This is a genomic window from Erwinia aphidicola, from assembly GCF_024169515.1.
GTDB classification, from domain to species: Bacteria; Pseudomonadota; Gammaproteobacteria; order Enterobacterales; family Enterobacteriaceae; genus Erwinia; species Erwinia aphidicola.
Map to the genome: position 1 here is coordinate 667,295 of NZ_JAMKCQ010000001.1, position 13,863 is coordinate 681,157.

At 55.2% G+C, this 13,863-nt stretch carries 14 protein-coding genes, 1 pseudogene and 1 other annotated feature; of the genes and pseudogenes, 7 read left to right on the forward strand and 8 right to left on the reverse strand.

Features of this window, described 5'->3' with window-relative positions; all coding sequences use genetic code 11:
* Positions 1–188 precede the first annotated feature (188 nt).
* The 3 genes from clpB to rluD form a co-directional block, all read right to left on the reverse strand.
* Positions 189–2,762, reverse strand: coding sequence for an ATP-dependent chaperone ClpB (gene clpB, locus J2Y91_RS02990; RefSeq protein WP_133622908.1), 2,574 nt, complete (start codon positions 2,760–2,762; stop codon positions 189–191).
* A 126-nt stretch (positions 2,763–2,888) separates the two neighbouring features.
* Positions 2,889–3,617, reverse strand: coding sequence for a purine nucleoside phosphorylase YfiH (gene yfiH, locus J2Y91_RS02995; RefSeq protein ID WP_133622907.1), 729 nt, complete (start codon positions 3,615–3,617; stop codon positions 2,889–2,891).
* Positions 3,617–4,594, reverse strand: coding sequence for a 23S rRNA pseudouridine(1911/1915/1917) synthase RluD (rluD, locus tag J2Y91_RS03000; protein ID WP_062818391.1), 978 nt, complete (start codon positions 4,592–4,594; stop codon positions 3,617–3,619). Before rluD ends, yfiH begins: the two co-directional genes overlap by 1 nt.
* A gap of 134 nt (positions 4,595–4,728) precedes the next feature.
* Here rluD and bamD point away from each other — a divergent pair, with 134 nt between their 5' ends.
* The 5 genes and pseudogenes from bamD to J2Y91_RS03025 form a co-directional block, all read left to right on the forward strand.
* Positions 4,729–5,460 (forward strand): outer membrane protein assembly factor BamD, encoded by a 732-nt coding sequence (gene bamD / locus J2Y91_RS03005; RefSeq protein ID WP_133622906.1) that lies wholly within the window; start codon positions 4,729–4,731, stop codon positions 5,458–5,460.
* Positions 5,461–5,729: 269 nt separating this feature from the next.
* Complete coding sequence (raiA, locus tag J2Y91_RS03010; protein WP_099753847.1) at positions 5,730–6,068, forward strand: ribosome-associated translation inhibitor RaiA; 339 nt, start codon at positions 5,730–5,732, stop codon at positions 6,066–6,068.
* Positions 6,069–6,168: 100 nt separating this feature from the next.
* Positions 6,169–6,293, forward strand: a sequence feature (Phe leader region).
* A complete protein-coding gene (gene pheL, locus J2Y91_RS03015) occupies positions 6,170–6,217 on the forward strand; it encodes a pheA operon leader peptide PheL (RefSeq protein ID WP_133625021.1) in 48 nt (15 codons plus the stop codon). (Overlaps the previous feature by 48 nt.)
* Positions 6,294–6,319: 26 nt before the next feature.
* Positions 6,320–7,480, forward strand: coding sequence for a bifunctional chorismate mutase/prephenate dehydratase (gene pheA / locus J2Y91_RS03020; RefSeq protein WP_099753848.1), 1,161 nt, complete (start codon positions 6,320–6,322; stop codon positions 7,478–7,480).
* Positions 7,477–7,693 (forward strand): annotated as a pseudogene (locus tag J2Y91_RS03025) (hypothetical protein); the annotation flags it as partial. The gene pheA and the pseudogene J2Y91_RS03025, both read left to right, overlap by 4 nt.
* 105 nt (positions 7,694–7,798) lie before the next feature.
* Here J2Y91_RS03025 and tyrA read toward each other — a convergent pair.
* Together tyrA and J2Y91_RS03035 are read right to left on the reverse strand one after the other, a co-directional pair.
* Positions 7,799–8,920: a bifunctional chorismate mutase/prephenate dehydrogenase gene (tyrA, locus tag J2Y91_RS03030; RefSeq protein ID WP_133622905.1), complete on the reverse strand. Its 1,122-nt coding sequence runs from the start codon at positions 8,918–8,920 to the stop codon at positions 7,799–7,801.
* A 6-nt stretch (positions 8,921–8,926) separates the two neighbouring features.
* Positions 8,927–10,006 carry a 3-deoxy-7-phosphoheptulonate synthase gene (locus tag J2Y91_RS03035; RefSeq protein WP_133622904.1) on the reverse strand — a complete coding sequence of 360 codons (1,080 nt, stop codon included), beginning with the start codon at positions 10,004–10,006 and terminating at the stop codon, positions 8,927–8,929.
* Between the two features lie 305 nt (positions 10,007–10,311).
* Between J2Y91_RS03035 and J2Y91_RS03040 the strand changes: the two genes are divergently transcribed.
* The gene (locus J2Y91_RS03040; RefSeq protein ID WP_048917092.1) at positions 10,312–10,827 is read left to right on the forward strand and encodes a GNAT family N-acetyltransferase; all 516 of its coding nucleotides are present in this window, start codon (positions 10,312–10,314) and stop codon (positions 10,825–10,827) included.
* Here the strand turns inward: J2Y91_RS03040 and J2Y91_RS03045 are convergent.
* Positions 10,765–11,520, reverse strand: a complete 756-nt coding sequence (locus tag J2Y91_RS03045; protein WP_133622903.1) for a GNAT family N-acetyltransferase — start codon at positions 11,518–11,520, stop codon at positions 10,765–10,767. The genes J2Y91_RS03040 and J2Y91_RS03045 overlap by 63 nt on opposite strands.
* Before the next feature lie 108 nt (positions 11,521–11,628).
* Here J2Y91_RS03045 and J2Y91_RS03050 point away from each other — a divergent pair, with 108 nt between their 5' ends.
* Positions 11,629–12,318 (forward strand): CTP synthase C-terminal region-related (seleno)protein, encoded by a 690-nt coding sequence (locus tag J2Y91_RS03050; protein ID WP_048917094.1) that lies wholly within the window; start codon positions 11,629–11,631, stop codon positions 12,316–12,318.
* A 32-nt stretch (positions 12,319–12,350) separates the two neighbouring features.
* Here J2Y91_RS03050 and J2Y91_RS03055 read toward each other — a convergent pair whose 3' ends face one another.
* Together J2Y91_RS03055 and rplS are read right to left on the reverse strand one after the other, a co-directional pair.
* Positions 12,351–13,283, reverse strand: coding sequence for a DMT family transporter (locus J2Y91_RS03055; protein ID WP_133622902.1), 933 nt, complete (start codon positions 13,281–13,283; stop codon positions 12,351–12,353).
* Between the two features lie 204 nt (positions 13,284–13,487).
* Positions 13,488–13,850 (reverse strand): 50S ribosomal protein L19, encoded by a 363-nt coding sequence (gene rplS, locus J2Y91_RS03060; RefSeq protein WP_048917096.1) that lies wholly within the window; start codon positions 13,848–13,850, stop codon positions 13,488–13,490.
* Positions 13,851–13,863: the final 13 nt, after the last annotated feature.

Genomic DNA, 13,863 nt, shown 5'->3' on the forward strand with positions numbered 1-13,863 from the left:
CTGGCCTGTAAGCCGTTGTTCCGTGTCAGTGGAGGCGCAGTATAGGGATTTTCTGGAGAGTGGCAAGGGCAAATCGCAAAAAACTTTTCAAGCGCTCACTTTCCAGGCAAAAGACCCTTTAAGGCCCGTTTTTTGCCTCTTTAATAAACAAAAATGGGCCAGAGGCCCATTTTTGTCACTTACCGTTATTACTGATGTGCGACGATGATATCGTTTTCCACATCCATTTGGATGGTTTTGCCCGGCACTAACTCCCCGGACAAAATCTGCTGCGCCAGCGGATTCTCTATCTGCTGCTGAATCGCACGTTTGAGCGGCCTTGCCCCGTAAACCGGGTCGTAACCATTCTCCGCCAGTTTCTGCAATGCTGCTTCTGCGATATGCAGTTCATAACCGCGCTCTTCGAGGCGCTGATACAGACGCGTCAGCTGAATACGTGCAATAGAGGCAATATGCTGCTCGCCCAGCGGGTGGAACACCACCAGCTCATCAATACGGTTGATGAACTCAGGGCGGAAGCTTTGGCTAACTACGGCCATCACCATCTCTTTCATCGCATCGTAACTCAGCGCGCCGAAACGCTCCTGAATCAGGTCGGAACCGAGGTTCGAAGTCATGATTACCACGGTGTTACGGAAATCGACCGTTCTACCCTGGCCATCCGTCAGGCGACCGTCATCCAGTACCTGCAGCAGAATGTTAAACACATCCGGATGCGCCTTCTCGACTTCATCCAGCAGGATCACCGAGTAAGGACGACGACGAACCGCTTCTGTCAGGTAGCCACCCTCTTCATATCCGACATAGCCGGGAGGAGCACCAACCAGACGCGAGACAGAGTGTTTTTCCATAAACTCGGACATATCAATGCGCACCATGGCATCGTCACTGTCGAACATAAAATTCGCCAGCGCTTTGCAGAGCTCAGTTTTACCCACCCCGGTTGGACCGAGGAACAGGAATGAACCGATCGGGCGGTTAGGATCGGCCAGGCCTGCACGGCTGCGGCGAATCGCATTTGAAACCGCTTCAACCGCTTCATTCTGACCAATCACCCGCGTATGCAGCTGCTGTTCCATACGCAACAGCTTGTCGCGCTCACCTTCCATCATGCGGTCCACTGGGATGCCGGTCCAGCGCGCCAGTACGTCGGCAATTTCGACGTCGGTCACGCGGTTACGCAACAGGCGCATGGTTTTGCCTTCAGACTGAGTGGCGCTCTCCAGCTGTTTTTCCAACTCTGGAATTTTACCGTACTGCAGTTCTGACATCTGGGCCAGGTCGCCCTGACGGCGCGCCTGCTCCATCGCCAGCTTGGCATTTTCCAGCTCTGTCTTGATATGCTGAGTACCGGACAGAGAGGCTTTCTCCGCCTTCCACTCTTCTTCCAGCTCTGAATACTCGCGCTCTTTCTGGCTCAGCTCAGCTTCCAGCATATCCAGACGCTTGATGCTGGCATCGTCAGACTCTTTCTTCAGCGCCTGCTGCTCCAGCTTGAGCTGGATAATCCGGCGTTCCAAGCGGTCCAGTGATTCCGGCTTCGAGTCAATCTGCATACGGATGCTTGAAGCAGCTTCATCGATCAGGTCGATGGCTTTGTCCGGCAGCTGGCGGTCAGCAATATAGCGGTGCGATAAGGTCGCGGCCGCCACAATTGCCGGGTCGGTGATCTGCACATGGTGATGCAGCTCATAGCGCTCTTTCAGCCCGCGCAGAATAGCGATGGTGTCTTCCACGCTCGGCTCGGCAACAAACACTTTCTGGAAACGACGCTCCAGCGCGGCATCCTTCTCTATATACTGACGATACTCATCCAGCGTAGTGGCGCCCACGCAGTGCAGCTCACCGCGCGCCAATGCCGGTTTCAGCATATTACCGGCATCCATTGCGCCGTCGGCTTTACCGGCGCCGACCATGGTATGTAGCTCGTCAATAAACAGAATGACGTTCCCTTCCTGTTTCGCCAGGTCGCTCAATACTGCTTTAAGGCGCTCTTCGAACTCACCGCGGTACTTCGCCCCGGCAATCAATGCACCCATGTCCAGCGACAGAACGCGGCGGCCTTTCAGCCCTTCCGGCACTTCGCCATTGATAATGCGCTGCGCCAGCCCTTCCACGATCGCGGTTTTACCCACGCCTGGCTCACCGATCAGCACCGGGTTATTTTTGGTACGGCGCTGCAGAACCTGAATCGTACGGCGGATCTCCTCGTCACGGCCGATGACAGGGTCGAGTTTGCCCAGCTCAGCACGCTCGGTCAGATCGATGGTGTATTTCTTTAATGCCTGGCGCTGATCTTCAGCTCCCTGGTCGTTCACGCTGTCGCCTCCACGCATCTGGTCTATGGCTTTGGTTAGCTTGTCGCTGGTTGCTCCGGCAGATTTCAATAAATCAGCCAGCGAACCGCGCGAATCGAGCGCCGCCAGAACGAATAATTCTGATGAGATAAAGTTGTCGCCGCGCTTCTGCGCCAGCTTGTCGCACAGATTAAGTACCCGCACCAGGTCAGCAGACGGCTGAACATCACCCTCGGTACCTTCCACCTGCGGCAGACGGCTGAGTGCTTGTTCAATCGCGTTACGCAGGGACGAAACGTCCACGCTGGCTGAAGTCAGTAAAGGGCGAACGGACCCACCTTCCTGAGTGAGCAGTGCGCTCATCAGATGCAGAGGTTCAATGAATTGGTTGTCGTGGCCAAGAGCCAGTGACTGGGCGTCGGCGAGTGCCAGTTGGAATTTGTTAGTAAGACGATCCAGACGCATAATTTCCCCCTATCAGGTCAAGTTGCTACTGGAGATTAAATGAGGTCATCCCTCAAATTTTTCAAGGTTAATGACCTGACATTTTGGAGAAAAAAACATCAATCCGGACCGTCTTATCGCGCTAGGTTATATCAGCCAGATCAAACTTGCCATACGGCCGGTGACGCCATCGCGTCGGAAGGAGAAAAATTGCTCAGCCTGAGTATGGGTACATTGGCCGCCACCCCAGACCTGGCGCACTCCGCAGGCCTGTAGCCGCTGTTTTGCCAGCAGCCATAAATCCGCATAAAACTTTTCGCCTGCCGGGCGGAAAGCTGCTGAATCGCCTGGATTTTGCGCAATGAACGCCTCGCGCACCTCCGGGCCAACTTCAAATGCATCGGGGCCAATCGCCGGACCAAGCCAGACAGAAATCTCAGCAGGGGGCGCCGAAAAAGCGTTTAAGGTCTCCTCCAGCACGCCATTACACAGACCGCGCCAGCCAGCATGAGCAGCCGCCACTTCCTGACCATCCTGCGAACAAAACAGCACCGGAAGACAGTCAGCCGTCATCACCGCGCACACGACGCCCGGCGTACGGGTATAGGCCGCATCCGCACGCAGTGAAGCGGGAGTCTGCCAGCTGAGCGGCAAAACGTCCGTACCGTGAACCTGTTCCAGCCATTGCGGCATCGAAGGCAGATCGCCCAGCTCAAGCAGCCGCTGGCGATTCACCCGCACGTGCTCAGGGTCATCACCGACGCGATCGCCAAGATTAAGGCTGTTCCACGGCGCCTGACTGACTCCACCTTTGCGCGTACTGCTGCACGCGCGAACGTTAACGGGAACCGACCAGTTAGGTACGATCAGGCTCATTACCAGTCCATCTGCTCTTTGAATTCTTCGGTATCGGCCTTCAGGGCATTGATCAGGTCGACCATATCCTGCGGCAGCGGCGCATGCCATTCCATCTCAATCCCGGTGATCGGATGGTAAAGGCGCAGCATGGTGGCGTGCAGTGCCTGGCGGTCAAAGCCTCGCAGCGTACCGATAAAGGCTTCAGATGCACCTTTTGGCGGACGCGGGCGGCCACCGTATAACGGATCGCCCACCAGCGGATGATTAATATGTGACATATGCACACGGATCTGGTGCGTACGTCCGGTTTCAAGGCGCAGACGCAGACGCGTGTGCGCGCGGAAATGCTCCATAATACGATAGTGCGTAGTAGCCGGTTTACCCATCGGATGAACGGCCATATGGGTACGCTTGGTCGAATGGCGGCTGATCGGCTCGTTAACCGTTCCGCCCGCCGTCATGCGACCAATTGCCACGGCTTCATATTCACGGGTGAATTCACGCAGCTGCAGAGACTCCACCAGGTGAGTCTGGGCAGGAACCGTTTTCGCCACGACCATCAGACCGGTCGTGTCTTTATCAAGGCGGTGAACGATGCCCGCGCGCGGCACATCGGCAATCGCCGGGAAATGATGCAGCAAGGCATTTAGCACCGTGCCATCCGGATTACCGGCGCCAGGGTGCACCACCAGATCGCGTGGCTTGTTGATCACCAAAATGTCGTCATCTTCATAGACGATATTGAGTGGGATGTCCTGCGCCTCCCAGCGAGCTTCCTCTTCGATCTCTGCATCGATGACGATTTGCTCACCGCCGAGCACTTTTTCTTTGGGTTTGTCGATAATTGCACCGTTTACGGTGACGCGACGGTCCAGAATCCACTCTTTTATGCGAGAACGTGAATAATCAGGGAACAATTCGGCCAAAGCCTGATCTAACCGTTGTCCGAGTTGCGATTCGGATACCGTTGCGTTGAGTTTTACTTGTTGTGCCATAAATAAACAGCTTCTTCGTTAACGTTGGGTTTTCACGGCGATGCCGTTTAATATAATGTGCTATCGTACCTGGTCACTACCGGAGGCTTAACGGACAGCTTCCTGAATAACACTCTGAGGATAAGCAAATCGTCATGACGCGTATGAAATATCTGGTGGCTGCAGCCACGTTGAGCCTGGCATTAGCTGGATGTTCCGGCTCCAAGGATGTGGTGCCAGACAGCCCACCTTCCGAGATTTATGCCACTGCCCAGCAAAAACTGCAGGACGGTAACTTTAAAGGAGCAATAACGCAACTGGAAGCGCTCGATAACCGCTATCCTTTCGGCCCTTACTCCCAGCAAGTTCAGCTAGACCTGATCTACGCTTACTATAAAAATGCCGATTTGCCGCTGGCGCAGGCCGCTATCGACCGCTTTATGCGCCTGAACCCGACCCATCCGAACATTGATTACGTGATCTATATGCGTGGCCTGACGGACATGGCGCTGGATGACAGCGCATTGCAGGGCTTTTTTGGTATCGACCGCTCAGACCGCGATCCAACCCATGCGCGTGATGCATTCAAAGACTTCTCGCAGCTGCTGCGTGGCTATCCAAACAGCCAGTATGCGACGGATGCACGCAAGCGCCTGGTGTTCCTGAAAGATCGCCTGGCGAAATATGAGCTATCCGTGGCGGAATTCTACACTAAACGCGAGGCATATGTCGCTGTGGTTAACCGTGTAGAGCAAATGCTGAAAGATTATCCGGATACTCAGGCAACCCGAACAGCTCTGCCACTGATGGAAAATGCTTACCGTCAGCTGCAGTTGAACGCGGAAGCCGAGCGCGTAGCAAAAATCATTGCCGCTAATCAGGCCTGATTCTGACGCAATAAAAAAGGCAGCCTGCGGGCTGCCTTTTTTTTGACTAAAAACCCAGCTAAACGCCAAATTTCCTGTCCGGTTAACCCATCAACAATGCCAGTTAACATGCCCGCGTACAACCCCTGAAACGCCATTTACCTGCCCTGCTCGCAATTTTCGTGCACTTGACAAAAAGTGACAAAAAAACGTGATCTTTATCACACATTTATCGATTTTACGCGCTATGCTGGACCTACCAAGACGGAAATGACAGAGAGGTAAGCACTATGGTTCTGAACATTACCAGTAAACAAATGGAAATTACTCCGGCAATTCGCCAGCATGTCGAAGACCGTCTAGCCAAGCTTGAAAAGTGGCAAACCCACCTGATAAACCCGCACATTGTTCTTTCGAAGGAGCCGAAGGAGTTTGTTGCCGATGCGAACATCAACACGCCCAACGGTCCGCTGATTGCCAGTGCTAAACATGAAGATATGTATACCGCAATCAATGACCTGATCAACAAACTGGAGCGTCAGCTGAACAAGGTTCAGCATAAAGGCGAAGCGCGCCGCGCTAACGCCAGCGTGAAAGACCTCAGCGTGGTTGAGGCTGACGAAGAATAAATTCGTTAAAATGAGGATAACGCGCCTGCGGGCGCGTTTTTTATTGACAGAAGGAAATTGCAGCGGTTACTTTAACCTTTCAAGACACAGTGGATACCCCAATGAAATCAGCTCCGTTTTTCTTCGCATTCTTTTTTACCTTCCCCTGACTGGGAGGCAATTCGTCGTGTGAGAATGAATGCGAAGACGAACAATAAAGCCTCCCAACCGGGAGGCTTTTTTTTTTAGCGAAATCTGGACAGGTAGCACATATGAACTCCGAAAACCCTTTGCTTGCTCTGCGCGGTAAGATCAGCGCACTGGACGAACAACTGCTGTCGCTGCTGGCACAGCGCCGCGCGCTGGCGGTAGAAGTTGCCGAGGCCAAAATGGCCACGCACCGCCCGATCCGTGACATCGACCGCGAGCGCGATCTGCTCGAACATCTGATCACCCTGGGTAAAGGCCACAAGCTGGATGCGCATTACATCACGCGCCTGTTCCAGCAAATTATTGAAGACTCCGTTTTGACCCAGCAGGCGCTGCTGCAAAAACAGCTGAACAATACTAACCCGCATTCGGCACGCATCGCCTTCCTTGGGCCAAAAGGTTCATATTCTCACCTGGCGTCACGCCACTATGCCGCCCGCCATTTCGACAGCTTTATTGAGAGCGGCTGCCTGAAGTTCCACGATATCTTTAATCAGGTCGAAACCGGCCAGGCAGATTACGCGGTGCTGCCGGTGGAGAATACCACCTCGGGTTCCATTACCGATGTGTATGACCTGCTGCAGCAGACCAGCCTGTCTATCGTGGGTGAAATTACTATCCCTATCGACCACTGCGTGCTGGTATCCGGCAATACCACGCTGCAGGAAATCGAAACGGTTTACAGTCATCCACAGCCTTTCCAGCAGTGCAGCCAGTTTGTTAACCGCTATCCGCACTGGAAAATTGAGTACACCGAAAGCACCGCAGCCGCGATGGAAAAAGTGGCCGCGATGAACTCACCCAAAGTCGCCGCTCTGGGCAGTGAAGCCGGTGGCGAGCTTTACAGCCTTCAGGTGCTGGAGCGTAATCTGGCCAACCAGCGTCAAAACATCACCCGGTTTATTGTGCTGGCGCGCAAGCCGATTGAAGTGTCGCTCCAGGTTCCAGCCAAAACCACGCTGATTATGGCCACTGGCCAGCAGGCGGGTGCGCTGGTTGAAGCCCTGCTGGTATTGCGCAAGCACAATCTGACCATGAGCAAGCTGGAGTCGCGCCCGATTAACGGCAACCCGTGGCAGGAGATGTTTTACATCGACTTCCAGGGCAACCTGCGCAATGACGACGTGCAGGAAGCACTGCGCGAGCTGGCCCCAATCACCCGCTCGCTGAAAGTGCTTGGCTGCTATCCGGGCGAGAACGTGGTCGCCGTCGACCCGCAGTAAACCGCCAGCCTCAGGCAGCGGCGGCTTTCAGTCAGCGCCAGCAGGTAACCGAATGCCTGCAACCCGTGCCGCTGCCGCATCGTATCCGCGTTTATATGGTGAATCCTGACCTGACAACCTGACGGTTGCGGTAAATATACCGGGCTGATGATGGCGCATGACGGGGCGCTGAACGCCGCGGTTGCTACGGTTAAGGGCTATAAGCAGGTATCAACGCTTAAACTCACGGGACGACCGAAAAAGAGGGTCGTCCCCTACGGCATAGCCACGGTTAAACTAATGGGACGACCGGAAAAAAGGGTCGTCCCCACGGTTGGGCTACGCTCTGCTGTCGTTAGCCTGACGCAGCAGCGTGCGGCTTTCCGCCTGGAAGCGTTTAGCGTAGTCGCCAAACCAGTGTTCCACGCGGCGGAAGCTGTCAATAAATGCCTGCTTATCGCCATGCTCCAGCAGCTTAATCGCCTCGCCAAAGCGCTGATAATATCGCTTAATCAGCGCCAGGTTGCTTTCCGACGACATAATGATGTCAGCGTAAAGCTGCGGGTCCTGCGCAAACAGCCGCCCGACCATCGCCAGCTCCAGGCGGTAAATCGGTGACGAGAGCGCCAGTAACTGCTCCAGCTGCACGTTCTCTTCGGCCAGGTGCAGGCCATAAGCAAAGGTCGCAAAGTGGCGCAGCGCCTGAATAAACGCCATATTTTGATCGTGCTCCACCGCGCTGATGCGGTGCAGGCGTGCGCCCCAAACCTGAATCTGTTCGAGGAACCACTGGTAGGCTTCCGGCTGGCGGCCATCGCACCAGACCACAACCTGCTTAGCCAGGCTGCCGCTGTCCGGCCCAAACATCGGGTGCAAGCCCAATACCGGGCCAGAGTGTGCTGCCAGCATCGCCTGCAGCGGTTTATTCTTCACCGAAGCGAGATCAACCAGAATGCAGTCCGGCGCCAGCGGCGGCAGTTCGCCAATCACCTGCTCGGTGAGGTGGATAGGCACGCTGATAATCACCATCCCGGCATTCGCCAGCATCGCCGCAGCATTGTCCCAGTCCCCTTTGTCGAGGATCTGCACCTGGTAACCGGAGAGCGTGAGCATCTTTTCAAACAGCCGCCCCATCTGCCCTTTACCGCCGACGATCACCACCGGACGCAGCTCAGGACACAGGGTTTTAAAGCCCTTATCATTTTCACTGGTGTAGGATTCACGCATCACGCGGCGCAGCACATCTTCGATCAGGTCCGGCGGTACGCCAAGCTTTTCAGCCTCGGCGCGGCGCGAGGCCAGCATCGTGGCCTCACGTTCCGGGACATAAATCGGTAATCCGTAGCGGCTCTTCACCTCGCCCACTTCCGCTACCAGCTCCAGCCGTTTTGCCAGCAGGTCCAGCAGCGCTTTATCCACTTCGTCGATTTGATCGCGTAGCGCGGTCAGTTCAGCCACCATAACTCGTTAACCCTCTTGCGACAGACGCGCCGCCAGCACTCCGTTCAGATCCTGATGAATTTCACGCAGCAGGCTTTCGGTGGTTTCCCAGTTGATGCAGGCATCGGTGACGGAAACCCCGTAGCGCATATCACTGCGCGGCTGCTCGGAAGACTGATTGCCTTCGTGAATGTTACTTTCCAGCATCAGGCCGATAATTGAGCGGTTGCCATCTTTGATCTGCGCAACCGCAGACTCGGCAACGCCCGACTGGCGACGGAAATCTTTATTAGAATTGCCATGACTGCAATCTATCATCAAGGCGGGGCGGAGTCCCGCCTGCTGCATCTCTTTTTCACACTGCGCCACGTCTTCCGGGCCGTAGTTAGGCTTTTTACCACCGCGCAGGATCACATGCCCGTCCGGGTTGCCCTGAGTCTGTAACAGGCACACCTGCCCTGCCTGATTGATACCGACAAAGCGGTGTGGCATGGCCGCAGCGCGCATGGCGTTAATCGCGGTACCCAGGCTGCCGTCGGTGCCGTTTTTGAAGCCAACCGGCATTGACAGGCCAGAAGCCATTTCGCGGTGCGTCTGGGATTCAGTGGTACGGGCGCCAATCGCAGACCAACTGAACAGATCCCCCAGGTACTGTGGGCTGTTTGGATCCAGCGCTTCGGTTGCCAGCGGCAGGCCCATCTCCACCAGATTGAGCAGCAGCTGGCGCGCAATATGCAGGCCGGCTTCCATATCAAAAGTGTTATCCATATGAGGATCGTTGATCAGCCCTTTCCAGCCCACGGTGGTACGTGGCTTTTCAAAGTAGACGCGCATCACGATGTACAGCTGATCGCCAACCTGATCCGCCAGCGCTTTCAGGTCACGCGCATAGGCGAGAGCCGCTTCGGTATCGTGAATGGAACACGGACCGCACACCACCAGCAGGCGATGATCTTTCCCGCTGATGATGTCAGAAATAGTCTGGCGTGAAGCGGCAATCTGCCCCTCCAGCACGCTATTCAGCGGGAACTGCTTTTTCAGTTCTTCCGGGGTAATCAGCACCTGTTCGTTGGCAATATGTACATTATTCAGCGCATCTTTTTGCATGATCGTCATCCTGGCAATTCGTTAATAGGGATCCTCAGCGAGGTTGAAATCAACTGTACCAGAATGCGTACATAACACAACAGCCATATGTACACAATTATTACCACCTTTATTAAAAACACCCTAAAATCACCCACTTTAACTATATAAAACAATGACTTGAATAACGCAAATCATGAAAGCGGAATGTACATATAAGTTTACATTGCAGCATCAGCATTGAAAAATACCAATTATTTCCGTTACCTGCGCGACCCTCAGGATCTATACTCAGCCTCACTCAGGGAAAAGAACAGGAGCCGAGCGTGAATTTAGTCATTCGCCCCTTTGCAGAGCACGATGCAGCCGCTTTTGCGAGTGCGGTTAATCACTCTCTGGATACGCTGATCCCATGGATGGCGTGGGCACATGAGGATTATCGGGAGGAAGAGGCCCGTCAGTGGTTCCGCTATACCCATCTGCAACGTCAACAGGGCACTGCGGACGAGCTGGGCCTGTTTGCAGAAGATGGTCGCCTGCTGGGCGGCGCGGGGATACGCTATCCGGCTGGCGCGGAGAGCCCGGCGGCGCTCGGCTACTGGGTGCGCAGCAGCGAACAGCGTAAGGGAATTGCCCGCAGCGCCGTAAAATGGCTGGTTGAACGGGCGTTCTCCCAGCCGGATATCGACGTCATTGAGATCCTTGCCGCTGAAACCAATCTTGCCAGCCGTGCTGTCGCGGTAAGTGCCGGCGCGGAATTAGTCGCTGTGCGTTACGGGCTAATCGTGCTGAACAGCGGCCCGGTCAATACCGCCATCTACCACCTTCGCCGCCCGCATTAGCGCGCTGAGCGATTGTCGCTGCTGCCCCTGCGCATCGATGTTCTGCGGGGACAGCCAGTCAGTCAGCACCTTGTCGATCGCTGGCCATTCGCCATCAATAATGGAAAACCAGTCGGAGTCACGCGTACGCCCTTTACGTGCCATCATCTGGCGGAAAGTGCCCTCCCAGGTGAACCCTAAGCGTAGCGCCGCGTTGCGTGATGGCAGATTCAGCGCATCACACTTCCACTCACAGCGGCGATAGCCGAGGTCAAAAGTGTGCTTAATCATCAGCCACAGGGCTTCAGTGCCAATCACCGTGCGCTTCATAAATGGCGACCAGGTGACACCCCCGATCTCCAGCGATCCATTAACCGGGTCGATGCGCATATAGGAAACCAGTCCTACCGGAATTTCGCGCTGCGTACAGAAGATGGTAAAGGTGACAAAGGTTTTCTCCGCGGCGCGCTGCTCGAGCCAGATATGAAAATCAGCCAGGGTTTCCGGGCGTTCCTCCGTTAAATAGGTCCAGTCGCGGCCATCGGGAGCCGAAGCATAAGCGGCATAAAGGCCAGCCGCATCGCGGGCGGCATCAAGCGGTTCCAGGCGGCAAAAGCGGCCGGTTAGCGCCTGTGGAGCGGGAATAGCAACGGGCTGCCAGTCCGGCAGTGCTGCGCCAATGGGCTGTCCAAACTGATTGATACGCTGTGTCACATCTCTCTCCTTGCGTGCGGTAGACACCCAGCATACGAATAACCTGCGGTGCTTGCCAGCGTGAAACCGTTGCAGTAGCATCCTTTTTTACCTGCACAGGAAACGACAATGACCTACCTTCGTTTAGCTCTGGTTGGCGACTACCGTCCCGATGCCGTTGCGCATCAGGCCATCCCCCTGGCCATTTCCCTGGCTGCGCAAGCCCTTAATCTCGACGTTACCCCACAATGGCTACCCACTGAAACCCTGACCGACCGCAGCATGTTGCAGGATTTTGATGCCATCTGGCTGGTGCCGGGCAGCCCGTATCACAGCGATGATGCCGCGTTTATGACGATTACTTATGCGCGAGAGAACAACGTGCCGTTTCTCGGTTCCTGCGCCGGATTTCAGTACGCTATCGTGGAATATGCTCGCAATGTGATGGGCTGGACCGATGCCGGCCATGCCGAAACGGCCAGCGGGGGTCGACTGGTTATTGCGCCGCTGAGCTGTTCGCTGGTCGAGAAAAACGGGGATATTTTGATTAAGCCCGACACGCTGCTGGCGCGGGCCTATGGCAAATCTGAGATAACAGAGGGCTATCACTGTAATTTTGGCGTGAACCCGGATTTTGTTGTCGAGCTGAGCGGCTACCCACTACGCCTCAGCGCGCACGATCGCGATGGCGATGTGCGCGCGATGGAGCTCCCGGGGCATAAGTTTTTCGCCGCCACGCTGTTCCAGTCCGAGCGCGCCGCGCTGCGCCATGAGCTGTCACCACTGCTGGTTGAGCTGCTGCGCGCAGCAAGCCAGTAATCAATTGAGGCGGGCGCGGGTCCCGCCTCAGATTATCCGCCGACGTTGAGCGGCGTGATCCCCCGCCGACTGCGCCGTTCAAAATAGAGAGAGATCGCTCCCCCGCTGACCACCAGCCCCGCGCCAATCATTGTTGCCGACTGCGGTAATGTGTCCCAGAACAGATAGCCGATAAACACCGACCAGAGTAGCGTGGTGTAATCAAAGGGTGCCAGCAGCGAGGCATCGGCATATTTCAGGCTCAGCGTTAGCAGGATCTGCGTTATCCCGCCTAATAGTCCGCAGCCCAGCAGCAACATCAGCTGCCTGCCGTTGGGCAGTGACCAGCCAAAACCCAGGGTCAACAGCGAGGTCAGCGTGGTGGTAATGGCGAACCAGAAGGCAATTGCGCCAGGTTTTTCAATGCCGTTGAGGTAGCGGATCTGAATCGAGGCGCCGGCGATGCACACCGCCGCCAGCAGCGCCAGGATCATGCCCAGCGTAGACAGCCAGCTCAGCGTGCTGAATGCCCCTTCTCTTGCAAAGAACAGCTGCCCGGACATCATCACGATGATCCCGGCAAACCCGGCAATGACCGCGACCCAGCGATGAGACTTCACCTTCTCACGCAGGAAGAGTGCCGCCATGACCACCGTGATTAGCGGCGCGGCATAATTGATCGCGGTGACCTCAGTCAGCGAGATATACAGCAGTGCCAGATAGCTGAAATACAACCCCCCTGTACCGGCCAGCCCGCGCAGGAAGTGTCCTTTAACATTGCGCGTACGGATACCGTCAAGGATATTGCCCTGGCACCACAGCCAGATAAACAGCGGGATAAGCGCCACTGAAGAGCGAAAGAAGATCACCTCTCCAACCGGGATAGCGCCGTCTAATCCTTTCACGCAGGCCATCATCAGCGTAGAGGTCAGGGCACCGCCGATTTTCATCGACACGCCGGTTGAAGGGCTGGGCGTAAAACGCATAGCGAATATCGTTCCTGCAAAGGATAGGGTTCTATCAAACATACGCGCTAATTTTTACATATCCGGTTAAATATCAGCAGGGAACGGCTTTTTATTTCGTTTCGGCGGGCGCGACAGGCAGAAAATTTCGCGGGGATATTAGAGGAATTTTGCGGATAAAAAAAGGGCCAGCCCGCAGGCCAGCCCTTTGTTTGCTATTAACTATTAAGAGGCCGCTTTAGCGCCCAGACGTTCTTTGATACGTGCAGACTTACCAGTACGCTCGCGCAGGTAGTACAGTTTGGCTTTACGCACAGCACCACGACGTTTCACAGTGATCGAGTCGATTACTGGGGAGTGAGTCTGGAATACACGCTCAACACCTTCGCCGTTAGAAATTTTGCGAACAGTGAATGCAGAGTGCAGACCGCGGTTACGAATAGCGATAACCACGCCCTCGAATGCCTGCAGACGCTTTTTAGCACCTTCAACGACCCATACTTTCACTTCCACGGAATCACCCGGACGGAATGAAGGTACGTCCTGTTTCATCTGTTCTTGTTCGATCTGCTTAATAATGTTGCTCATAATTAAATCTCTT

What these genes read in the sequence shown, in the direction of transcription:
- clpB (WP_133622908.1), bottom strand. Translation starts at nt 2,762, where the DNA reads ATGCGTCTGGATCGTCTTACTAACAAATTCCAACTGGCACTCGCCGAC.
- yfiH (WP_133622907.1), bottom strand. Translation starts at nt 3,617, where the DNA reads ATGAGCCTGATCGTACCTAACTGGTCGGTTCCCGTTAACGTTCGCGCG.
- rluD (WP_062818391.1), bottom strand. Translation starts at nt 4,594, where the DNA reads ATGGCACAACAAGTAAAACTCAACGCAACGGTATCCGAATCGCAACTC.
- bamD (WP_133622906.1), top strand. Translation starts at nt 4,729, where the DNA reads ATGACGCGTATGAAATATCTGGTGGCTGCAGCCACGTTGAGCCTGGCA.
- raiA (WP_099753847.1), top strand. Translation starts at nt 5,730, where the DNA reads ATGGTTCTGAACATTACCAGTAAACAAATGGAAATTACTCCGGCAATT.
- pheA (WP_099753848.1), top strand. Translation starts at nt 6,320, where the DNA reads ATGAACTCCGAAAACCCTTTGCTTGCTCTGCGCGGTAAGATCAGCGCA.
- tyrA (WP_133622905.1), bottom strand. Translation starts at nt 8,920, where the DNA reads ATGGTGGCTGAACTGACCGCGCTACGCGATCAAATCGACGAAGTGGAT.
- J2Y91_RS03035 (WP_133622904.1), bottom strand. Translation starts at nt 10,006, where the DNA reads ATGCAAAAAGATGCGCTGAATAATGTACATATTGCCAACGAACAGGTG.
- J2Y91_RS03050 (WP_048917094.1), top strand. Translation starts at nt 11,629, where the DNA reads ATGACCTACCTTCGTTTAGCTCTGGTTGGCGACTACCGTCCCGATGCC.
- J2Y91_RS03055 (WP_133622902.1), bottom strand. Translation starts at nt 13,283, where the DNA reads ATGCGTTTTACGCCCAGCCCTTCAACCGGCGTGTCGATGAAAATCGGC.
- rplS (WP_048917096.1), bottom strand. Translation starts at nt 13,850, where the DNA reads ATGAGCAACATTATTAAGCAGATCGAACAAGAACAGATGAAACAGGAC.